General features: G+C 65.1%; 20 protein-coding genes and 1 tRNA gene. 12 read left to right on the forward strand and 9 right to left on the reverse strand.

Going from position 1 to position 22,091, the window contains the following annotated elements; genetic code table 11:
• Positions 1 to 218: 218 nt before the first annotated feature.
• The 6 genes from KVY23_RS13860 to dcd form a co-directional block, all read right to left on the reverse strand.
• Positions 219 to 1,274, reverse strand: coding sequence for a fused (3R)-hydroxyacyl-ACP dehydratase subunits HadA/HadB (locus KVY23_RS13860; protein ID WP_075840347.1), 1,056 nt, complete (start codon positions 1,272 to 1,274; stop codon positions 219 to 221).
• 103 nt (positions 1,275 to 1,377) lie between these two features.
• Positions 1,378 to 2,367 (reverse strand): Hsp70 family protein, encoded by a 990-nt coding sequence (locus KVY23_RS13865; protein WP_230557043.1) that lies wholly within the window; start codon positions 2,365 to 2,367, stop codon positions 1,378 to 1,380.
• A gap of 91 nt (positions 2,368 to 2,458) precedes the next feature.
• The gene (locus tag KVY23_RS13870) at positions 2,459 to 3,427 is read right to left on the reverse strand and encodes a hypothetical protein (protein WP_230557044.1); all 969 of its coding nucleotides are present in this window, start codon (positions 3,425 to 3,427) and stop codon (positions 2,459 to 2,461) included.
• Positions 3,428 to 3,538: 111 nt separating this feature from the next.
• On the reverse strand, positions 3,539 to 4,987 hold the full coding sequence (locus tag KVY23_RS13875; protein ID WP_230557046.1) for a CYTH and CHAD domain-containing protein: 1,449 nt from the start codon (positions 4,985 to 4,987) through the stop codon (positions 3,539 to 3,541).
• Between the two features lie 40 nt (positions 4,988 to 5,027).
• Positions 5,028 to 6,443 carry an Hsp70 family protein gene (locus KVY23_RS13880; protein ID WP_230557048.1) on the reverse strand — a complete coding sequence of 472 codons (1,416 nt, stop codon included), beginning with the start codon at positions 6,441 to 6,443 and terminating at the stop codon, positions 5,028 to 5,030.
• A gap of 107 nt (positions 6,444 to 6,550) precedes the next feature.
• Positions 6,551 to 7,129: a dCTP deaminase gene (gene dcd, locus KVY23_RS13885; protein WP_206510542.1), complete on the reverse strand. Its 579-nt coding sequence runs from the start codon at positions 7,127 to 7,129 to the stop codon at positions 6,551 to 6,553.
• 116 nt (positions 7,130 to 7,245) lie between these two features.
• Between dcd and KVY23_RS13890 the strand changes: the two genes are divergently transcribed.
• Both KVY23_RS13890 and KVY23_RS13895 read left to right on the forward strand, forming a co-directional pair.
• Positions 7,246 to 7,316 (forward strand) — tRNA-Gly (locus tag KVY23_RS13890).
• Between the two features lie 227 nt (positions 7,317 to 7,543).
• Positions 7,544 to 8,482: a glycoside hydrolase family 16 protein gene (locus tag KVY23_RS13895; RefSeq protein ID WP_230557050.1), complete on the forward strand. Its 939-nt coding sequence runs from the start codon at positions 7,544 to 7,546 to the stop codon at positions 8,480 to 8,482.
• A gap of 6 nt (positions 8,483 to 8,488) precedes the next feature.
• On the opposite strand, the gene KVY23_RS13900 is transcribed toward KVY23_RS13895, so the two are convergent.
• Positions 8,489 to 9,658 carry a CdaR family transcriptional regulator gene (locus tag KVY23_RS13900; RefSeq protein WP_230557052.1) on the reverse strand — a complete coding sequence of 390 codons (1,170 nt, stop codon included), beginning with the start codon at positions 9,656 to 9,658 and terminating at the stop codon, positions 8,489 to 8,491.
• Positions 9,659 to 9,848: 190 nt separating this feature from the next.
• Between KVY23_RS13900 and KVY23_RS13905 the strand changes: the two genes are divergently transcribed.
• Both KVY23_RS13905 and KVY23_RS13910 read left to right on the forward strand, forming a co-directional pair.
• Positions 9,849 to 11,567, forward strand: coding sequence for an aldehyde dehydrogenase family protein (locus KVY23_RS13905; RefSeq protein ID WP_230557106.1), 1,719 nt, complete (start codon positions 9,849 to 9,851; stop codon positions 11,565 to 11,567).
• 8 nt (positions 11,568 to 11,575) lie between these two features.
• Positions 11,576 to 13,150 carry a GMC family oxidoreductase gene (locus tag KVY23_RS13910; protein WP_230557054.1) on the forward strand — a complete coding sequence of 525 codons (1,575 nt, stop codon included), beginning with the start codon at positions 11,576 to 11,578 and terminating at the stop codon, positions 13,148 to 13,150.
• On the opposite strand, the gene KVY23_RS13915 is transcribed toward KVY23_RS13910, so the two are convergent.
• Entirely contained in the window at positions 13,134 to 13,991 is an 858-nt protein-coding gene (locus KVY23_RS13915; protein ID WP_230557055.1) for a sulfurtransferase, read from the reverse strand. The genes KVY23_RS13910 and KVY23_RS13915 overlap by 17 nt on opposite strands.
• 382 nt (positions 13,992 to 14,373) lie before the next feature.
• Between KVY23_RS13915 and KVY23_RS13920 the strand changes: the two genes are divergently transcribed.
• From KVY23_RS13920 to KVY23_RS13935, 4 genes are read left to right on the forward strand one after another with little or no spacing between them, the layout of a single operon-like run.
• Positions 14,374 to 15,075: a hypothetical protein gene (locus KVY23_RS13920; RefSeq protein ID WP_230557056.1), complete on the forward strand. Its 702-nt coding sequence runs from the start codon at positions 14,374 to 14,376 to the stop codon at positions 15,073 to 15,075.
• 36 nt (positions 15,076 to 15,111) lie between these two features.
• Complete coding sequence (locus KVY23_RS13925) at positions 15,112 to 16,359, forward strand: molybdopterin-dependent oxidoreductase (RefSeq protein ID WP_230557058.1); 1,248 nt, start codon at positions 15,112 to 15,114, stop codon at positions 16,357 to 16,359.
• Positions 16,359 to 16,853: a hypothetical protein gene (locus tag KVY23_RS13930; RefSeq protein WP_230557060.1), complete on the forward strand. Its 495-nt coding sequence runs from the start codon at positions 16,359 to 16,361 to the stop codon at positions 16,851 to 16,853. Before KVY23_RS13925 ends, KVY23_RS13930 begins: the two co-directional genes overlap by 1 nt.
• Positions 16,850 to 17,515, forward strand: coding sequence for a methyltransferase domain-containing protein (locus tag KVY23_RS13935; protein WP_230557063.1), 666 nt, complete (start codon positions 16,850 to 16,852; stop codon positions 17,513 to 17,515). The genes KVY23_RS13930 and KVY23_RS13935 overlap by 4 nt, the downstream gene beginning before the upstream one ends.
• Here KVY23_RS13935 and KVY23_RS13940 read toward each other — a convergent pair.
• Complete coding sequence (locus tag KVY23_RS13940) at positions 17,502 to 18,827, reverse strand: hypothetical protein (protein WP_294638615.1); 1,326 nt, start codon at positions 18,825 to 18,827, stop codon at positions 17,502 to 17,504. The genes KVY23_RS13935 and KVY23_RS13940 overlap by 14 nt on opposite strands.
• Before the next feature lie 59 nt (positions 18,828 to 18,886).
• On the opposite strand from KVY23_RS13940, the gene KVY23_RS13945 reads away from it, so the two are divergent.
• The 4 genes from KVY23_RS13945 to KVY23_RS13960 are packed head-to-tail and all read left to right on the forward strand — an operon-like array spanning position 18,887 to position 22,026.
• Positions 18,887 to 19,678, forward strand: coding sequence for an S-methyl-5'-thioadenosine phosphorylase (locus tag KVY23_RS13945; RefSeq protein ID WP_371829801.1), 792 nt, complete (start codon positions 18,887 to 18,889; stop codon positions 19,676 to 19,678).
• Positions 19,678 to 20,724, forward strand: a complete 1,047-nt coding sequence (locus tag KVY23_RS13950; RefSeq protein WP_230557065.1) for an NAD(P)-dependent oxidoreductase — start codon at positions 19,678 to 19,680, stop codon at positions 20,722 to 20,724. The genes KVY23_RS13945 and KVY23_RS13950 overlap by 1 nt, the downstream gene beginning before the upstream one ends.
• Before the next feature lie 10 nt (positions 20,725 to 20,734).
• Positions 20,735 to 21,382 (forward strand): glycosyltransferase family 2 protein, encoded by a 648-nt coding sequence (locus KVY23_RS13955; protein WP_294638619.1) that lies wholly within the window; start codon positions 20,735 to 20,737, stop codon positions 21,380 to 21,382.
• Positions 21,379 to 22,026, forward strand: coding sequence for a DUF2064 domain-containing protein (locus tag KVY23_RS13960; RefSeq protein WP_230557069.1), 648 nt, complete (start codon positions 21,379 to 21,381; stop codon positions 22,024 to 22,026). The genes KVY23_RS13955 and KVY23_RS13960 overlap by 4 nt, the downstream gene beginning before the upstream one ends.
• Positions 22,027 to 22,091: the final 65 nt, after the last annotated feature.

Here is a 22,091-nt window from a genome sequence, read left to right on the forward strand (position 1 = left end):
ATCTGCACCGGGAGTCAACTGACGTGCGAGAACCGAGTGCCAGGTCATGCGACGGCACAGAGCTCTCCGACCTGTTGGCGGCAGCGACGCCACACAGTCCGGTCACCGCATCACCTGGGCCAGTTCGCGGCAGCGGCGAGACACCCAGCCGTTGGCACCGGGGATCACCCGCTACCCAAACCCCCTGCACACCTCGGCGGCCAGGGACGCCGACCCTGTCAGGCCAGCTGAACCGTCGCCGTCGCGCGGTGACCGAAGATGCGCTTTCCCTCGAACGTTGCGCTGAGCGCGATGACAGCGGTACGCGCCTCGGTGTCGAGCGACTTGATCTTGCCCCCGAATTCGATTTCGGCTGCCCTGTGCGTGTCGACAGGAATCGGCGCAGTGAATCGCACCGTGTAGTCCTTCACCGCGCCCGGATCACCCAGCCACTCCGTGATGTAGCCGCCGCCCAGTCCCATCGTGAGCATGCCATGGGCGAGAACATTGTCCAGATCGATGAGTTTGGCGAACTTTTCGCTCCAGTGAATGGGGTTGGCGTCGCCGGCAACACCCGCGTAGTTGACGAGGTCGCCGCGCGTGAGGCGGAACGTCTTACCCGGCAGGGTATCTCCGACAGATACGTCCTCGAACTTCACCGACGGTGACGAGCGGTGGTCCACGGTCACCAGAGGTGGGTGCTCGACCTGCTCCTCGTCGTCATGGTCCGATGCACTCGCTCGCGCGGCCATCGTGGTCGCGCCATGCATGACGAGGCTCTCGGCGGCCTCGATGATCCCTTTGTCGACATCGCCGTCCCGGCCGATCAGCAGCGTGGTGTACGTGATCTCGACCAGCTCGTTGCGCTGGTTGGACACGATGTTCTTGGTGACCATCATGTCCTTGCCCATCACTTCCCGGTAGGAATCGAGGGAGACATCGCAGTACAGCTGGTCGCCGGCAACGATCGGCTGGTAGAACTCGAGGATCTGATCCGTCTGCAACATCTGGCTGAGGTCGAACCCGACGGCGATCTTTTCCAGCAGGCGTCGCTGCGCGAGCGTTCCAACGAGCGACATGAAGGTGAGCGGAGCGATCACATTGCTATGGCCGAGGGCTTTGGCCGCGTCGCCGTCCCAGTGCAGCGGGTTGAAGTCCTGCACCGCCCGCGCGTATTCGCGAACCTTCTCGCGGCCGACCTCGTAGTAGTCGGCGGTGCGGTAGTGACGGCCGATCATGGCCCGAACATGCTCGGCCGGGTCGAAGTTCTCGGTTGCTGCCACGTTCTCACTCATTCGTGGCAACCTACCGGTCGGGACGTCCCGAGTACATGCGCACCCTCGAGCTTGTGCAACGTCATAGGCATGCCTCTGTAAGTCTGGGCGAGGACCATAGTGTTCAGGCGCTGCTGCGATGGCGGGCCATCGGGCCGTACGTCGGGGTGTCGTAGGTGGTCGGCGGAACTTCGATCGTCTTGACCGACACGAGCGGGCGACGCGTCCGGCGCCGTGCTGCGTCGGATGCGAGCAACGCCGCCCCGTGTGCGGTGAGCGACTCGGGCATGTTGGGAACGAGCACCGGCAGCCTGAGATCTCGTCTGAGGACGCGACGCAATATCGGCAGGTGCGCGCACCCACCGACCATCACGAGCGCGTTCATGGACTGGGGCGCGTCGACGATGACGCTGGCGGTCCAGCCCTCTATGTAGCGGACCGCTGACTCGACGATCTCGTCGAAAGAGCTACGCCACAACCGAACAGCGCCAGCGACGAACGGCCCGGGGATCTCGGCCACGCGTAGGCTCGATAATTGTTCGCGCGCGAGACCGATCGCCACCATGAGTGCGTCGACTCCGCTGCTCGACACCAGCTCGTCGGCCCCGTACGTCGACAGCAGATAGTCGCGGACGGCGTTGTCGCACACCTTTCCGCCGAACAGTGTTGTCCGTCGAGAGATCAGGACGCGGCCCGTCGCGGGTTCAGCGAGGGACACCGTCGTGCCCGAAGCCCCGATATCGCACACGGCGACGGTGCGGATTCCATCAAGTTGACCGGTGCCGCGAAGGAAGCGTAGTTGCGCACCCAGTTCCGACACCACGGTGAACCGTTCGGCCTCGTGCATCGCGTAGGCCGAGCGCTTCGCGCGTCCAGCGGGGTCGTCGGGGACGGCAATGACACGGTCGGCGGGGACGACGTGTTGGGCTGCGGCCGTCGTTTCGAGGAGTTGGACTGCTGCGGCGACCTGGCCGGCTGCCCCGAAGGATCGGACGACTCCAGCCGAGCACACTGATTCGTCGGCGATCGCGAGGGCGGCAGCTCGAGCTGTGGTGGAGCCGACAGAGACTCCCAACACCGTTTTCATGGCTTCCTCGGCTTCGACAGCAGGCATTCCGACCGTCGGATCGTATCGTCATCACCCACCCTTGGGTAGGATAATGGGCCAATTTACAATCCTCAGGTTTGTTTGAGCTATCGGGTGACTACTCGGCCTCTGTCGTCGATTCGGGCGCTTCGACGGTGGGCTCGGCAGGGACCTCGTCCGACGGTTCGGGCTCCTCGGTGGCGCTCTCCGTCGGATCCGTTGTCGGATCCGTTGTCGGATCCGTTGTCGGATCCGTTGTCGGATCAGGCGTCGGATCAGGTTTGGGATCAGGTTTGGGATCGACCGGACCTGACCCACCACCAGGAGTCGTGGGGTCGCTGGTCGCGGTGGGGGGCTTCACGGGACTGCCTGGCGTCGTCGAAAAGGGCGATCCGACGGTCGGCTCGACCACCGGCGGCACCAGCACGGCACCGGCGCCCGACGGGTAACCGGGGACGACGTCGGCACCGAGCCCTTCGGGTTCGGCCGGATCAATAGGGGCCGGCGCGGGCTCGGGCGCGACCACACGCTCCGGGTCGGCCGTCGCCCCGGCTGCGCCCGACGGGTAGACCATTTCGTTGGTCGGGGTCGACTCGCTTGCCGGTTGCGAGGTCATCGCCCACGCGGTGACGCCGCCCAGCGTGGCCAGCACACAGGCCCCCACCGCGGCGACGGGCCATGTGCTGCGGTGTTCCACGCGCGAAGGCGGGGGAGCAGCGAGCGGCTGCACCTCACCGACAAGCAGGGCAGCGCTGACATCCGGGGTGAACGCATCCGACAAACTCTCGTGAAAAATATCGACGACGAGCGGTGGCGTCGACTCGGTCTCGGCCAACGCGTCGGCGATGATTTCGCGTTGCAGCGCGTTTTCGCAGACCACAGCAGCGCCGTCCACGTGCAGGTCGTTCTGCATCGCCTGTACTCGCATGAATCCGAGAGCGGCGGAGACCGCGCCGCCGATTCCACCGGGCGCAGTGGCCACAGGGACGATCCGACTGGCGACGGGGCCAAGCTCGGGGAGCGAGGTGTCGACGAGCGACGCCGTCACCTCGTACGTGCTGACGTGCACGCCCAATGCAATACGCATGGCTGTTGCACTCCCCCGGTTTCGTCGGACACCGCCCCCCGCAAAGAATGCGGACAATCAGTCGGTTTGTTCGGCGATGAGGTTACCCCGTACCGAGGAAATCCGTAATTCCTAGAGATCGAACGCAGCGATTTCGGCCCTGGCGTCGCTGGCGGCCTGCAGTTCTCTCGCGTAGAGCAGGCCGAACGAGAAACCGTTCTCACCCGGCGTCACACCTGCTGTGCGTCCGAGTTCGAGCAGTGCCGCGGCCGCGACCACTGCGTCCTGGTGCTCTCCGAGAATCTCCTGCACGGACGTGAACCGCTCGATTCGCGTCTTCGCCGCCTTCTTCCCGACGATGGGCTTGACCAGTTCCGCGGCGTAGCGGGCGCGTTTTGCCGCTTTGCGGGCCCGATGCATCGCCTCTACCTCGCCGCCGTCGATGGCCTGTGCGACGCGCTTGGCGGCCTTCTTTTCCGCCTTCCGCGCCATCTTGTCGAGATCGCCTTCAGTTGTCTTCGAGGCGCCCTCGTCGAGGGGTAGCCCACGAGAGTACTCACGCAGCTGCGCGAGCAAGGCCCGATAGCGATCTCCGTCGAGTTCGGTGGCAATCGCTTCACGGGCTCGAATCTGCGCGGCCAGCAAGTCGTTCTCGATTCGGGCGGCGACTGGGCCGAGCAGCAGATGATCCGGCATGTCGTGCACGGACTCGGAGAATCGGGCGCGCAAGACCTGGCGGTCGCGAACCTCACCGAGCACGCTCGCGTACCAGGTCAGTTCGGCATCGAGTTGGACGGCGCGATCCTCGTCGAAGACGTCACCGAAGACGCGGAGCGTACTGCGGTAGCGGCGAATCGCCACGCGAGTCGAGTGGATGGGATCCATGCCGCGGCGAAGGTAGACGTCCCCGGCGAAGATGGCTTGTGTTTGCTGGTCGAGGTACTCCGCGACGACGCCCAACGCTCCGGTGTGGGCGGGCTCGGAATCGGATTTGAGGGCGCGATGCAGTTTGGACGAGTGCGCGCTGCGCACTGCCCCGGCGGCGACGAGCGCTTTGCCCACGCGCTTCAATGTCGACTCCGACCCGGCCGGTCCGAGTTCGACTTCCCATTCACGCCAGCCGTGACCGTCGGCTCCGGCGAGATCGACGGTGACTGTGTCGTCGGCGATCTCGGCGACCACGGACCCGTCTCGATCGAGCAGGCGGTGCGCGCGTCGCAGCGATGTCAGCGTCGCCACCCGAGCCAACGGCTTGCCGAGTGCGGCCCCGACGAGAAGGCTTTCCATTTCGTGCGGGACGGACGAATCCTCACCTGTTCCGAGTGGCAGTCGAATTTCGGTGCGCGCCTTGTCTGCTGGGACTTTCGCGTGCCATCCGGTGTCGGTGTCTCCGCGCCGACGCCGCACCGTGATACCGCGAGCAAGGAGGTCGAGTTCCTCGGTGTCGAAGTACGTGCTGATCAACTGCACTTCCGAGGTCTCCACGGACCCGCCCTCGGGAATCACTTTCTCCAGCGAAGGTAGGACGAGTTCTGAGTCCGCGTCGAATTTGTCCTCGCGTTCGGTCTGTATCGAAGCCATGAGAGGAGTGTGCCGGAAAAATGTGAACAACCGCCAGCAATCATCGCCTTCGCGTCGTGATCGGCGCTGCGGTGGTAGCGGTCGTCGTCTTCGTGGTAACAGGAGGGGTGGTCGTGATCGGATCGCTCTCACGCGTCCGGGTTTCGCGCGTGGTGGTCTCCGGCGACGAGGTCGTCGTGGGGGTGCTCGTTTCGCGCTGCCGCCGAACTGTCGTGGTCACGTCCACGGTGGGCTCGTCCCGTTCGGTGCTGGACTCCCGATACGAGGGAGCTGCGGGAATGTCGCTGACAGGTGAGGAGGGCAGCACGGTTGGCGTCACCGACACTGCATCGGACGAGGGTGCGGCCGGCGGCAGCGCTGGGGACGTCTCGACTTCGGAGACGGTGATCACAGGAGTGAATTCGACCACCGGGGACGCGTCGGGCCCATTCGACGTGGTCCCCGCCGCCCCGGCGACACCACCCGCGGCCATCGCGATGACGGCCCCGCCGAGGTAGCGAGAACGTCGCAGCCGCGTGATTCGTCGTGACGAGGTGTCACTGTGCCGGGGTCGGTCCGAGGAGCCCCGGGGGTGGCCGGCAGCGGGCACGGCTGCGAACCCCCGCGCCAGTCCGACGGCTCCGCGGGCGGCGAGCATTTCCGGTCGGCGTGGCACGAAGATCGGTACTTCGATCGTGTCGAACAAGATCTGCCGGACGATCTGCATGTTGGCGCCCCCGCCGACCGCATACAGTGCGTCCACGCGTGGGCTGTCCGCGAACACCGAACGTGCCAGGGCGACGGCGCCGCGCACGTTCTCGCGGATGAGTGAGTCGAGTTCCGACCGATGCAGAACCACACTTCCACCGGGGAACGGCCCGGGCAGCTCGACGGCGGTGACGGAGGAGAGCTGTTCTTTGGCCGCGCACACTGCCTCGATCATCGAGGTCCGCTCCTCGGACCGGTCCGGTTCGGTACCGAGGAGGAACGTGCTGATCGCGGCGTCGCAGGCATCCCCGGACAGCACGGCGCTGCGTCGACTTGCGTGGACGCGACCGGACTCGACGTCGACGACGGAGACGGTGACGCCACCGGCACCGACGTCGAACAGTGCGACCGTGCGTTCACTGACGATCTCACCCAGTTCTTGCAGCGCGCCGATCTGCGATCCGATATCGGTGACGAGCGCCAGACCGTCGGAGTATTCGACGCCATAGGCCTCGGTGGGGTCCTTCTCGCGCAGCGCGAGGACAGCGGTGGTGGAAGCGTTCTGCTCACGCGCAAGTCGGTGCACGGACCAGGTGACCGAACCCCATGGGTCCTCGGGCGACTGCGCTGGCTGCAAAAAAGACTCGGTGCTATGCGGTTGCTCCGCAGACAGGTGCTGGGACACGGACAGGTGCTGGGATACGGACAGGTGCTGGGACACCGCACGCAGCCCCGCCACTCCGAGGGATGCGCCCAGTACGGCAGACATCGAAACCCCGCTCCGGTAGGTCCCGACCCACTTCGGCAAGTGCCAAGGCTACCGCCAAAACCGGGAACGCACCATGTTGCGGGCTCCGGAAAAGACCTTTCGACGGCTCAGTCGGTGGGTGACCGAACGAAGTTCAGGTATGCCTTCGACGGTGTCGGGCCCCGTTGCCCCTGGTACTTCGACCCCACCGAGGCGCTTCCGTACGGGTGCTCGGACGGACTCGACAACCGGAACAGGCACAGCTGACCAATCTTCATCCCTGGCCACAGGGTGATCGGCAGGTTCGCCACATTGGACAGCTCGAGGGTGATGTGGCCGCTGAATCCCGGGTCGATGAATCCGGCCGTCGAGTGCGTCAGCAGGCCGAGTCGCCCGAGTGAGCTCTTGCCCTCGAGCCGGCCGGCCAGGTAGTCGGGAAGCGTGGTGAGCTCGAGTGTCGACCCGAGTACGAACTCCCCGGGGTGCAGCACGAACGGTTCACCCTCGGCCGGTTCGACGAGAGAGGTCAGCTCGTCCTGCTGTTTCGACGGATCGATGTGGGTGTATCGGGTGTTGTTGAAGACGCGAAAGAGCTTGTCGAGCCGCACGTCGACGCTCGACGGCTGAACCATCGAGGCGTCGAACGGGTCGATGCCCAGGTTGCCGGCGGATACTTCGGCTCGGATGTCGCGGTCGGAAAGCAGCACAGCGGAAGGTTAACGTCTGCACTGGTGGATGGCCGGACCGGCCGCGCGACCACACCGTTCAGGGCACCCGGGGGCGGTGCTAAAGTAGTCCGGCGCAGGGCCCCGGCTCTGCCCGCGCCGGTGTAGTTCATTGGTAGAATGCGACCTTCCCAAGGTTGAGAGGCGGGTTCGATTCCCGTCACCGGCTCTCCCCGCTCGGCCCTTCACGGTCCGATCCTTGCCAACACGAAACAAACCGCTACTCGGCAGTCGGCAGCGGAATCGGAAATACTGACCGTAAATTCCCAAGCGTTTCCCACCGTGCCGATGCACAATTGTTTCTTCTTGTCTTTCCGATCATTGATTGCATTGACTTCGTGCTAGACCTTTCTCATGCATTTGTTCCTCCACAATTGACATGACAGGAATACGCTCATGAAGTGGATCGCGCTCGCAATGGCACCGGTCATTTTGGCTGCCCCCTACACATATCCGTTCAACCCGCCGCCGCCTCGCCCGACCGTTTCATTTCCTCGCCTGGAGAATCCCTTTTATCCCCGTCCGACCACACCACCTACCCCCACCACGACACTCACGACGACGCAGCCGCCGGTGACCACTCCGCCGGCGCCGACGACGCTGCTCTGGGAGGACCAGTTCAACGGCAACGGAGCGGTCGATCCCAGCAATTGGGGATTCCAAATAGGCCGGTGGGGAGCAACTTCGGGTGAACAGCAGTACTACACCGATTCAACCAACAACGCATCGGTCAATGGCGGGTCGTTGAACATCACCGCGCGCAAGGAAAGACCACCGGACAGGAAAGGTACACCCAACAACTTCACCAGCGCCCGGGTCGTCAGCATCGGAAAACAATCCGTAACCCCGCCGGTGCGCCTGGAAGCATCCATCAGGATGCCGCAGCAGGCGGGGCTGCTCCCCGCATTCTGGTTATTGGGCCTGGAACCGGGCCATGAATACAGTTGGCCGCGTCAGGGCGAAATAGATATCGTGGAAATTCCAGGAACATACGGACCGTCCTTCAATATTCATGGGCCCGCAGTAAACAATTCGAATACAGATATCAAGACCGGTAGCGACATCCCCCCACTTTCCGACGGATTTCACACATATCGGGTCGATTGGTACCCGGATCGAATTACGTGGTTCGTCGACGGCACCGCGCACTATACGGTGACGAAGGCCCAGTACGAAGCAATGGGCGGGAACTGGACTCCATTCTCCGGCGCCTGGCCGCACTACGTGTTGTTCAACCTGGCCGTCGGCAATGATTGGGTCGGCAAAGTTCCGGCCTCTACGCGGTTCCCGCAGACGATGAGCGTGGACTGGGTCAAAGCGAGTCGCATCAACTGACTCGCGTCAGGTGCGGGCGCACAGCTGGTGCGCCCGCAACCCGACGAACAACTCCGAGGCCTGAATCGGGTCGAGGAAGTCGCGGCCGGTCAGCTCGCCGATCCGCCGGAGCCGGTACAACACCGTGTTGCGGTGGTAGTGCAGCTGGGCGGCAGCGTCGCTCGTCGACCCCCTGGATCGAAACCACACGTCCAAGGTAGTGAGAAGACTGCTTCGCTCCTCCTCGGGCAGGGCGAGGAGCCCGCCGAGGATCTGTCGCGACGCGATGCGGGCAGCGACGCGATTGCCTACGAGCAGCAGCGGTATCGGGACCGATTCGTAGCGGGTAGAGGCCCCGTCGTCGACGACGGCACATGCGCGCGCCAGCCGAGCCTGCTCGACAGCCCTGGGTATTGCGGATGATGACCCGAACACCGCACTGATGCCGATGTTTCCAGTTCCGTCCGCGATACCGTCGATAACGGCGTCCAGCGCTGCGTCCGTTTGGGCGAAGAACAGTCCGACCACTCCGTCGACCGCGGTATCCCAGACCGTCTCGACGCCGGGAGCGGAGATCTCGGCGCATCGACTTCTCGCGCACCGCGCATCCGCGAACACGACGACGAAGCTGCCGCGTTCGGGTATGCGGAAGGTTCGCAGCGCGTCGGCAACGGACGCTGAGTTGGCTCCCTCGGCGAACAATGCACGCACCAGCCGGCGCCTACTGTCGGCATCCTGCTCGGCGCGGGTGTCGACGCTGATCCGGTAGGCTTCGGCGGCTGCATCGGAGCAGACGTCGACCAGTGCCCACACTTGAGCGGCCATCCCGAGCAGGGTGCGCGAGGCGTCGCCGTCGGAGCGCGTCATGCGTTCTTCCCAGATGAGGCGACCGCCCAATCGAAACGCGTGCAACAGCGCGGCGAGCGGCACTCCCTGCTCGGCTTTGAGTCGCCCCGCGGCTCTCGCGGCGTCGAGGTCGACCGGTCGTTCGCCTGCCAGATCGCCGATCATCTCGGTGATATTCGCCAGGCAGGCGCCGCGAAGTTGATCGGTGCTCAACAGCGTGGATTCAGCGTAGGCGTGCTCGGCGGACAGTATGCGGCGGACCAATTCGTCGGCCATTTCCTCCACGGCGTCCAACAGGGGCGCGGCCAGCTCGCAGGCGCTGGGTGCGATGACCGAGTTCGTGTTCGCCATCGGCCCAGACTAGCCCGCCTACTGTGCTCCGCGCCACACCCAGCTTGTGCCATCGCACAACAAGATCATCGAGCTGAGCTGCGGGCGCCTATGGCGCCGCAACGACCGAGGAGACGACAATCACAGGCACCTGCGACGCCGGACCGAACGAGACGAGTGAGCCGAAGTGACCGATCGAACCGACAGCCATCTGCACGTCGCCGAAGCCTCCGACGCCGAGACCCGCACCGGGATCGACTCGGCACTCGAGGACTTGCACGGCGGTGAAAAGACCTGGGCTTCGCTGTCGTTGCGCAAGCGACGCGAGCTGATCGAGCGTGTCCGTGACCTCACCGTGCGGCACGCGGCGGAATGGGTCGCTGCTGCGGTCGCCATCAAGGGACTCGATGACTCGTCGCCGTTGGTGGGTGAGGAATGGATATCGGGACCGTATGCCTTCGCCGGCGGCACGGCCACCATCGCGCAGACGCTTCGCGCGCTCGACGAAGGAAACAGCCCGCTCGAGGGTGCCGAGTTCGGTTCTGCCCCCGGAGGCCGCACGACGGTAGAGGTACTCCCGCGAGGAGTCTTCGACAAACTCCTGCTCAACGGTTTCAGCGCGCAGGTCTGGCTCGAACCCGGAGTCGACGCCGACACCGCGAAGCAGACAGCGGGTCTCGCGCAGCTCACACCCTCGGACACACAGGGCATCGGGGTCGTACTCGGAGCGGGCAACATCATGTCGATCGCTCCGCTCGACACGCTGTACGAACTGGTCGCCAACAACCGGGTCGTGGCGTTGAAGCTCAACCCGATCACCGACCCGATGCTGCCGGTGCTGACCAAGATACTGGCTCCGCTGATCGCTGTCGGAGCTGTTCGAATACTGACGGGCGGAGCAGAGCTCGGCACCTATCTCGTCGGTCATCATCTCGTCGATCACGTTCACATGACCGGCAGTGCCGTCACGCACGACGCGATCGTGTTCGGGCCGGGTGAGACCGGTGCCGCACGCAAGGCCGTCGGCGATCCGCTGCTGACCAAGCCGATGACCAGCGAACTGGGGGGAGTCTCGCCGACGATCGTACTGCCCGGCGAATGGAGCAGCGCGGACATCAAGTATCAAGCCGAACATGTAGCCACACAACGACTTCACAACGGTGGATACAATTGCGTGGCTTCGCAGGTCGTCGTGGTTTCGTCCGGGTGGAAGCAGCGCGACGAGTTCGTCGCCGCAGTGCGCCGCGCACTCGCGGCGGCGCCGGAGCGCCGCGCCTACTACCCGGGCAGCAACGGACGCGTGGAGTCGGCGGTGGACAGCTACCCCAGCGCTCACCGACTTGCCGGCGGCCGCATTCTCATCGAGGACCTCGATCCCGGCGAGGAGACCACCCTGCTCAACACGGAGTACTTCGCGCCCGTGCTGGGGATCGTTGAACTTCCCTACGAGGGAGACCAATTCGCCCGTCAGGCCGTCGCCACGGTGAACGAGCAGTTCATCGGAACGCTGGGTGTGAACGTGATCGCACATCCGAAGACAATCGCCGAGATGGGTTCTCGGTTCGAGAACATGCTCGCAGACCTGCGCTACGGTTCGATCGCCGTCAACGCGTGGACCGGTCTGGCATTCCTCAGTCCCGCCGCGACGTGGGGGGCGTTCCCCGGGCACACCATCGAGGACATCCAGAGCGGAATCGGCATCGTGCACAACGCTCTTCTCATCGACGGGGCCGAGCGAACGGTTGTGCGGGGACCATTCCGTCCGTCGCCACGCTCGTTGCTCAACCAGGAGTGGACCATCTCACCGAAGCCGCCGTGGTTCGTCACCAATCGCACGGCAGCGACGACCGGGCGCTTGCTGACCGCTTTCGCCGGAAGTCCGTCCTGGGCGAAATTGCCCGCCATTTTCGCGTCCGCGCTGCGGGGGTGAGGAGAACCATGTCCGATCAGGCGATAGCTGACTACGTGGTGGTCGGGGCTGGATCGTCCGGCGCCGTGCTGGCCAATCGGTTGAGCGCAGACCCGCGCAACTCCGTCGTCCTCCTCGAGGCCGGCCCCGAGGACAAGAACAAGTTCGCGCACATTCCTGCCGCGTTCTCGAAGCTGTTCCGCAGCGACGTCGACTGGAACTACGACTGCGAGCCGCAGCCGGAACTGAAGGGACGCAGCATCTTCTGGCCGCGCGGCAAGATGCTCGGCGGATCGTCTTCGATGAACGCGATGATGTGGGTGCGCGGCTTCGCCGCCGACTACGACGAATGGGCATCGCTGTCGGACTCGACATGGTCCTTCGAGAACGTGGTGCCGTACTTCCGCAAGATCGAGAGCATCGAGAACACCACGGCCCTCGACGCCGGGCAGGCGGGGCCGTTGGTGGTGTCCAACCAGCGAAGCCCGCGCGCATTGACACAGTCCTTCCTCGAAGCCGCCCAGCAGGCAGGCTTTCCCGTGGAGGAGGCGAATCTACCGGAGCCGAAGGGCTTCTCGCAGACCATGGTGAACCAGAAGCGCGGTGCGCGGTGGAGTACCGCCGATGCGTATCTGAAGCCGATCCGCAAACGATCGAATCTCACGGTGCTGACCGAAGCCCATGTAACGCGGGTAATTTTCGACGGATCCGCCGCCGTCGGCGTCGAGTACGTCCGCTCCGGTGTCACGAGAACCGCCCGGGCCGCCAAGGAAGTAGTGCTGGCCGGCGGTGCTGTCAACACACCTATGCTGTTGATGCACTCCGGGATCGGCGACCGAGAGCAACTGGCTGCGCACGGCATCACCGTCAAGCATCATGCACCGCAGGTCGGCAAGAACCTCACCGATCACCTGTGCGCACTGATCGGCTGGAGTGTCGAGCGCGACTCGCTGTTCTTCGCCGAGAAGATCCCGCAGCTGATCAACTACCTCGTTCGGCGCCGCGGAATGCTCACCTCGAACGTTGGCGAGGCCTACGGCTTCATGCGAAGTCGCGACGGTCTGACGTTGCCGGACGTCGAATTGATCTACGCACCTGCGCCGTTCTTCGACGAGGGTCTCATCGCCCCCGATGCGCATGCTGCCGTAATCGGATCGATTTTGCTCAAGCCGGAGAGCCGCGGTGAGATCAGCCTCCGATCCGCGGATCCGACAGCCAAACCGATCATCGAACCCAACTACCTCAGCGATCCCGAGGGCGCCGACCGGGCCGCGATGATCGGGGGCTTGCGCATGTGCACCTACATCGCAACGCAACCGGCGCTGAAAGGGCTGCTGGGCAACATCGTTCGCCCGAGCGGAGACCCGGATGATCTGCTCACCGAGGCGTTGGAGCAGAACGCACACACGCTGTACCACCCGGTGAGTACATGCCGGATGGGCAACGATTCGACGAGTGTCGTCGCGCCCGATCTCCGAGTTCGCGGCGTCGACAAGCTTCGAGTGGCCGACGCGTCGATAATGCCGACCATCATCCGAGGCCACACCCACGCACCTGCCGTCCTCATCGGGGAGAAGGCCTCGGACCTCATTCTGAGGGGTTGAATTCTGGGGGACCGAAGCGCTCCGGGCCTGTCGCGACCGGGCGCTTCGGGTCGTTCGACCACTGCGACCACGACCCCGGGTAGAGCGCGGCGTCGACGCCGATCATGGCAAGAGCTGCGATTTCGTGTGCCGCGTTCACCCCGGAGCCGCAGTAGACGCCCACCGGTCCATCGAGATCAGCGAATCGTTCACTCAGGGCGGCGGGGCCGAAGAACAGTCCGTCCAGGTCGAGGTTGCCCGCGGTCGGGGCACTGACGGCGCCCGGGATGTGCCCTGCTCGCGGGTCGATCGGTTCGGTGATGCCGCGGTAGCGCTCGACGGCTCGGGCATCGAGCAGGGTGCCGGACTCGGCCCGCGCTGCTGCCTCGTCGGCGGTGAGCGTCGGTAGGTGGCCCTCGCCCAGTTCGATGTCTCCCTCTACGAGGGCATACTCCTGACCCGCAGCCGTCTCGTAGCCGGCGGCCGTCCAGGCACCGAGTCCGCCGTCGAGCATGGTCACGTCCTTCAGCCCGGCCCACCGCAGCAGCCACCAGGCCCGCGCGGCGGCGAGGTTGCCGGCGTCGTCGTAGACCACCACCGGTACTCGCGAACTGATGCCCCACCTGCGTGCCGCAGCCTGCAAGGTATCCACCGACGGCAGCGGGTGGCGTCCGAGTTCGGGTGTCCCGGGTGCGGCGAGCTCGGTGGGCAGGTCGACGTACACCGCGCCGGGGATGTGCGCGTCGAGGTAGTGGCGGTGCCCGTCGGGATCGCCCAACGCCCAGCGCACATCGAGCAGAACGGGAGGTGCCAGGCTGCCGAGCGCTGCCTTCAGCTCGTCGACGTCGCGCGTGACTGTCATTGATTGCCTTCCGAAGACCGATCCGATGGCTCTGAAGCGTATCGATTCGTTGTCGCGGGAGGCATATTCGAGCCCCTCGCGCGCGTTGAATAACGGTTCCATATCGGGCCGGTCTCGAACACGACACGGGCCTACTACGAGTAGCGAAATCGGACATTCCGTACACATAAGACCCGAAAACCGTGGCAACCTGGTTTTACGGAGGCAATCAGCTGCACCCTTCGACATAAGAACGACGACTCACGACCCTGAGCTTCGCGGGCTCAGCACACGCGAATCGCCGCACTGAGCGGCAGTTGTCGGATACAACCCATCCAACCCGGCCGCAGCGGCGAATAACCCATAACGCTCAAGACGTGAGCAAACGAAAGGTAGAAACGACATGATCTCCATCCGTAAAGTCATGGCCGCCACCGCAGTTGGTGCAATGACCCTCGTACCTCTCGCTGCCTGCTCGAGTGACGACGCAGAATCGCCAGCGGCAGAAACAACTTCGGCAGTCACGTCCGAGGACAGCATGACCGAGACCGAAGACATGGTCGAGCCTGTAGCCGAGGTCGACGACCTCAGCAACGGCGTCGACACCGCCGTGGCACTCGACATGGGCTTCACCGATGCGCTGACCACCCTCGGCCTGACCCCGGGCACCGTCGGAACCGCGGCTCTCACCGACGGATCCCTCATCTTCCCGATCACCGGTGGTGAGGTCACCTACTACGAGCCCGGTTCCATCGATGGCCCCTACGTTCAGGGCGAGATCATGCACGACGGAAGCGGACTGTCCCTCACCGCAGGCGAGACCGTCGTCCAGCTCACCGACTTCGTCATCGACCCGGGCACATCGGAGCTCATGGGCACCGCCACCGTCAACGGCGAGGTCGCAGCCGAGGACGCCGTCATCTTCGACCTCGACGGCGCAACCCTGCAGCCGCTGCGGACCGAAGGCGACAACGCAATTCTGCAGGGCACCCAGGTCTTGATCTCCGAGACCGCGGCCGGCCTGCTGAACGACACGTTCGAGACCGACGCTGTCACCCCCGGCCTGCTGGTCGGTACAGCGACGATCACCATCGCCACCGCGTAAAGTGTCGAACATGCCCGGGCGCGAGCGTCACCGAAAGTGACCACTCGCGCCCGGGCGCGTTCTGCCCGCTTTCGCAGCCCTCTCCGGGGTCCATGGTTCACCTCGATCCTCGGCGCCGTACTGCTCGTGGGTCTTCCCATCGTCACGGTCACCGGCCTGCTGTCCTACATCGCGTACGGTCCGCAGTTCGGCCAAGCCATGCCTGCCGACGTCGGTTGGTTGCGACTCCCGCAATTCGATTGGCCCACAGACCCAGCGTGGCTCTATCGCCTCACCCAGGGACTACACGTCGGCCTCGGACTCGTGCTGATTCCGATCGTGCTGGCCAAGCTCTGGTCGGTCATCCCGAAACTGTTCAGCACGCCGCCGGTTCGATCGCCGGCGCAGGCTCTCGAACGCCTGACGTTGATCGCTCTGGTCGGCGGCATTCTGTTCGAGATCGTCACCGGCATACTCAACATTCAGTACGACTACATCTTCGGCTTCAGCTTCTACACCGCCCACTACTGGGGCGCCTGGGTTTTCATTGCCGGGTTCGTCAGCCACGCTTGCCTGAAAACACCGTTGATGATTCGCACTCTGCGCGGTCGCTCGTTGATGCAAGTACTGCAGGAGAAGCAGTTCGAGCAGGAGAGCGGCACCTCGGACCTCATCGCCGACGATCCGTCGGAGCCGACGATCAGCCGCAGAGGGGCGTTGGCACTCGTCGGAGGAGGTGCACTGTTCGTCGGGATCCTCACCGTCGGGCAGACCACCGGAGGTTTCCTCCGCAATGCCGCCCTTCTGCTACCCCGAGGTAGATCTTACGGCGACGGCCCCAACGACTTTCAGGTCAACAGGACAGCCGTGGCCGCGCAGATCTCCGAGAAGGACACCGGCGCAGACTGGACGCTCGACCTCACCGGCGGCTCCACCCCGACCATCCTCAGCCGCGAGGAACTGCTACGCATGCCTCAGCACACCGCTGTACTTCCCATCGCCTGCGTCGAAGGATGGTCGACGACGCAGACCTGGACCGGCGTTCGACTTCGTGACCTCGCCTCGCTGGCCGGCGTCGCGAATCTCGTTTCGGCACAGGTGACCTCGATCGAGGAGAACGGCCCCTTCCGCCAGGGTGAGCTGCAGTCCAACCAGGTACTACACCCCGATTCACTGTTGGCATTGAAGGTCAACGGCGTCGACCTCTCGGCCGACCACGGCTACCCGGCGCGGATCATCGTTCCCGCGCTTCCAGGTGTCCGCAACACGAAGTGGGTCCGTTCCATCGAGTTCAGGCGGGTGTGATGAGAGCTTTCGCCCGGTTCTACGGTGCACACCCTTTGCACCTGCTCACCATGGGCTTCGCCTTCGCACTGGTGGGATACGTGGTGCACGTGGCCGGCATACAGACCTTCTGGAATCGCGATGTGTGGTGGCAGTCCATCGGAGTCTGGTTCGTCGGAGCCGTCCTCGTCCACGACCTACTTCTCTTCCCTCTCTACGCCCTTGCGGACCGATCGCTGAAGACCGGGCTGATCGCTGTCCGCGGACGCGTACCCCAGCTGCAAGCATCGATATCCCCGCTCAACTACATTCGTGTTCCCGCCCTGGGAACGGCACTGACCTTCGCGCTGTTCTTCCCCGGCATCATCGGTCAGGGGGAGGTAACATTCACCGCGGCAACGGGACTGACGCAAGATCCATACCTCGGCCGGTGGCTCGCGCTCACGGCATGCCTGTTCGGGGTCAGCGCGCTCATCTACGCTGCCCGCCTTTCACTGCTCAGGAGACGGACATGACCGTGACGGCCGACGAGATGTTCCGCCGCGCCTCCGCCGGACTCCCCTGCTGGATGGGTCACGCCGACGGGTCCCGCGAAGCTCTCCCCATCGCCCGGTGGATGGGCGGCGAGGCGTCGAGCATCGAAGATCGTGCTGTCGATGCGTCCCTGCTCGGCCACTGTTCGGGCTCCACCCTCGACCTCGGTTGCGGCCCCGGCCGTCTCACCGAAGGACTCGTACGACGCGGCATCTCAGCACTGGGCGTCGACACCTCACGCGAGGCGGTCGACATGACGGTCGGTCGCGGCGGCAGAGCGGTACTTCGGGATCTGTTCGAACCACTGCCCAACGCCGGAGAATGGGAATGCGTGTTGCTCGCCGACGGCAATATCGGCATCGGCGGCGATCCGGTTCGGCTCCTGCGCCGAGCAGCCGAACTCATTCGCCCCGACGGCGCGGTCATCGCCGAAGTCGACGGCCCGGGGACTGCACTGGTGCAGCCCAAGACCGTGCGCTGGGAGACCGAGACCATGGCAGGTGACTGGTTTGCGTGGGCCAGCGTCAGCGTCGACGCGACAGCCGACCTGGCCCGCGCCGCCGGCCTCACCGTCGTCGACATCGTTCCCCTGCACGGCAGGTACTTTGCGCGCATGGAGAACGCGGCGCTCACCAGTTCGTGAACAGCAGATGATTGATCGCCAGCGCCGCCGTCACTTGCAGAGCGATCCAGAACCTGTGGGTGCGCTCGGGCAACACCGCGGGCGCGAGCAGCATCCACATCGCGAACGGCAACCAGATTCGCTCCACCTCGGCCTTACTCAGCTGACTCAGATCCGCGGCAGCGACGGCAGCGATGGCGCCGATCACCAACAGGTTGATCGGCGCACTCCGGGTGAAGATGCGCGGGAACGCGGCGGGTACAGCGACACCGACCGCGCAGAAAAGAGCCGCGATGTTGGCCCAACCCCAGTATGCGAACGGCCGATCCGTCGCGATGCCCTGGTAGTACCGCTCCTTGACCAACTCGTAGCCGTCGAACCACCAGAACCCGTACGCGGAGAAGATCGCGGTGACGATCAGAGCGCCGATGACGGCCCCGATCATCGGTTTCGCCGTGCGAGCAGCGATCAGCACCGCCACCGCCGGCAGCCCCATCAGCACGAGCCCGTAGTTGAGGTGGATTCCGAAACCGAGCAGCACCCCCGCCCCGATCGACGCCGGCCACAGGTACTTGGTCGTCGAGACCGCGAGCAGCGCGATACCCCAGGCCACGACTCCCATGAAGAACGCATCTGCCGAGGCAGCGATCCAGATCGCCGTCGGTGCCAACGTGACGAACGGCGCTGCTCGACGGGCCATGCTCTCGTCGCCGAGAGCCCGGACCGCGACGAGGACCGCGGCTGCGGCGCTGGAGCCGACGAGCACGGACAGTCCCGACGCCCAGGCTCCCCCGCCGAGGCCGATTCGATCGAGCCACACGAACGTCAGCAGGGCGCCAGGTGGGTGACCGGAGACGTGCGTGGTCCACGAATCGGGTTGGAAGTCGAGGATTCTGCTGGAGAACTCGCTCAGGGTCGCCGGGATGTCGGTGATGCTCGGGACCTCGTGCAGGTACTCGTCGTTGGAGGTCAACCGGTCGACGAATCCGCGTCGCCACCCGTCGACCATCGCCAGCGACATCGCCCAAGCAGCGGACGTCGCCCACACCACCAGCAGCAACCGTCGCCACGGCAACCTGCGTGCCAACTCGGGCCCCCACAGCACACCGGCCACGGCGATGAGGACCGCGAACGGGGTGCCCCAGCCGAAGTGAATCTCACGGAACCCGAAAAGCGGTGCAGCGTCGGCAAAATCACGCACCTGCTGCGGTGTCCTGTTGATGATGGGGGTGATCAGCTCGTTGCCCAGGTACGGCACGACGAACGCGACCGCCACGAGGGCCACAGCCAATACGGCAGCGAGAGACTCTCTCCAATAGCGGATAGCGTTCACCTAACGTCGAAACGATTGTGACGATGCTCAGCATAGAAGAGGGCGGAACAATGCAGGCCATGACAACGCAACACCGAGCCGATGTCGCCGTGATCGGGGGCAGCGGCTTCTACTCGTTCTTCTCCGCCGATGCCCGAACTGTCTCGCTCGAGACTCCATATGGACCCACCAGTGGCGACATCACTATCGGCGACGTCAACGGTCGCAGCGTCGCATTCCTGCCTCGGCACGGCGCCCGGCACGAGTATTCGCCGCACACCCTTCCATACCGCGCCAACATGTGGGCGCTTCGGATGCTCGGTGTGCAACGGGTTTTCGCTCCCTGTGCGGTCGGCAGTCTCGTACCCGAGTACGGTCCGGGCACCGTGGTGATCCCGGATCAGCTCGTGGACCGCACCAGCGGACGCAATCAGACGTACTTCGAAGAAGGCGGCGTGCACGTAGAATTCGCCGATCCCTACTGTCACGAGCTTCGCGGGGCGGCCCTGCAGGACGGCGTCGTCGACGGTGGGACGATGGTGGTGGTCGAAGGCCCACGCTTCTCGACCCGCGCGGAAAGCCAATGGTTCGCCCGGCAGGGCTGGACGTTGGTGAACATGACCGGTCACCCCGAGGCCGTCCTGGCCCGCGAGCTCGAGCTCTGCTACACCCCGATCGCACTCGTCACCGACCTCGACGCCGGAATCGAGGCCGGTCAGGGTGTACGCGCCGTGGACGTGTTCGCTGAGTTCCAGAAGAACATCGAGCCACTGAAAGCGCTCGTTCGCGCGGCCATCGACGCCGCCCTCATGGGACCGTGCGAGTCGTGCCGGGTGCACGAGGGCATCGATCTCCCGATCGAGCTACCCTGATGCGCATACTCCTCACCGGCGCAGCGGGATTCATCGGCCGCCATATCCACTCGGCCCTATCGCCCGACCACGAGGTGATCGGCCTCGACGCGCTTCTCGATTCCGCCCACGGTCCGATCGACGCCATGGACGGGATCATCCGAGCCGACGTCCGCGATCACGACGCGCTCGTCCAACTCCTCGGCGGCGTCGACGTGGTCTGTCATCAGGCGGCCGTGGTCGGGGCAGGTGTCGATGCCGCCGACGCACCGGCCTATGCCAGCCACAACGATTTCGGCACGGCCGTGCTGTTGGCGGCGATGGCCGAAACCGGGTGCCGACGGCTGGTGTTGGCCTCGTCGATGGTGGTCTACGGCGAAGGTAGGTACCGAAACACCGCCGGCGACATCGTCGTTCCCGGCCCCCGGACCGGTCTCGCCGAGGGCCGCTTCGACAACACCGATCCGGAAACCGGGGAGGCCCTGGAGTGGACGCTGGTCGAGGAGGACTCTCCGCTGCAACCGCGAAGCACCTACGCGGCAAGCAAACTGGCACAGGAGAATTACGCTCTCGCATGGTCCTTGGCCACCGGCGGATCGGTGACTGCATTGCGGTACCACAATGTGTACGGTCCGCACATGCCACGCAACACACCGTATTCCGGGGTGGCCGCGATGTTCCGGTCATCACTGAAATGCGGGTTGGCTCCGCAGGTGTACGAGGACGGCAAGCAGGCCCGTGATTTCGTGCATGTGCAGGACATCGCCGCCGCCAACGTCCAGTCCATCGAAGCCAACTTGCCCGGATTCACTGCCCTGAATGTCTCGTCCGGACACCCGATCACCATCGGTGAGGTAGCCGCCACCCTGTCCGAGGCGTGCAACGGACCTGCCCCCGAGATCACCGGGAAGTACCGCTCCGGCGACGTACGACACATCGTCGCGAGCCCCGAACGTGCCCACGCAGTGCTGGGATTTCGTGCGACCATCGGTCCGGTCGAGGGACTTCGCGACTTCGCTACCGCACCACTGCGCGACGCCGAGGGCACCGGTGCGCCCCGTGTATGAACCGCGCCCCGTGTTTGAACCGAATGCGGTCACGGTCGTCCTTCCGTGCATGAACGAGGCCGGGTCGCTGCCCGGCGTACTTGCTCGCGTGCCCGAGGGCTACCGCGTGATCGTCGTGGACAACAACTCCACGGACGAGACAGCTGCGGTGGCAACGCAGCTCGGAGTAGCCGTGATTCGAGAGGAGACCCCCGGGTACGGTTCGGCGGTCCACGCCGGGGTGGTCGCGGCCGACACGGAGGTGGTCTGCGTCCTCGATGGCGACGGTTCGATGGACCCGCAGGACCTACCGCGTCTGGTCGCCGCCCTCACCGACGCAGATCTTGCGGTGGGCCGACGCGCGCGGGGACACTCACCGCTCCACGCACGCATCGGCAATGCGATTCTGTCGATGCGCCTGCGCACCAAATACGGCCTGCCAGTGCACGACCTCGGCGCCGTGCGCGCTGTACGCAGGCAGCCGCTCCTGGATCTGGGCGTGGCGGACCGTCGGTCCGGTTACCCGCTGGAACTGTTGGTTCTCGCCGCGCGAGCCGGGTGGACGGTGGTCGAACTCGACGTCTCCTACAACCCCCGAACCGCGGGCGTGTCCAAGGTGTCCGGCTCGGTCAGGGGAACCGTCGTCGCCGTCCGAGACTTCTGGAAGGTTCTGTCGTGAACGTGACTGCCCTCGTCGTCGCGAAAGCCCCTGTGCCCGGTCTGGCCAAGACCCGACTCGCGGCGACGCTGGGCGACGCGGCCGCCGCGGATATCGCCGCCGCTGCGCTGTTGGACACCCTCGACGCGGTGGCTGCGGCCGAGTTCTCGGCTCGGATCATCGCCCTGACGGGTGACTTCGCCCAGGCGAGCAGGCGTGAGGAACTGCAGGCGGCATTCGCGTCGTACACCGTGGTGGAGCAGCGCGGCGACGGGTTCGCGGAGCGGCTGGTGCATGCGCACGCCGATGCCGCGGGTGCGCCCGTGTTCCAGATCGGCATGGACACGCCGCAAGTGACGCCCGCGCTGCTCGATTTCTCCGCTGCCGCCCTCTCCGGCGGGGGTTCCGTGCTGGGCATGGCCGAGGACGGCGGCTGGTGGGGCCTCGGCTTGACGGACTCGGAACTCGCCCGCGCACTGCTCGATGTTCCGATGTCGACGCCCGATACCGGCGCAAAGACGAGGGCTGCGCTCGAAGCCCTCGGCGCCGAGATCCGGTTGCTGCCCGTCCTCCGCGACGTCGATCACGCCGAGGACCTGCAGCCGGTGGCGGAGAAGTGCGCGTCGGGCAGTCGTTTTCGCCGGGCCGTGCAGCGGTACATCTGAGCCGACCGTTTCCGATCGGTTACCTTTCCAGCGTTGTATTGCAACAATCGAAAAAACCGTTTTCG

The sequence above is a fragment of the Rhodococcus sp. I2R genome (assembly GCF_020889545.1).
Taxonomy (GTDB): Bacteria; Actinomycetota; Actinomycetes; order Mycobacteriales; family Mycobacteriaceae; genus Rhodococcoides.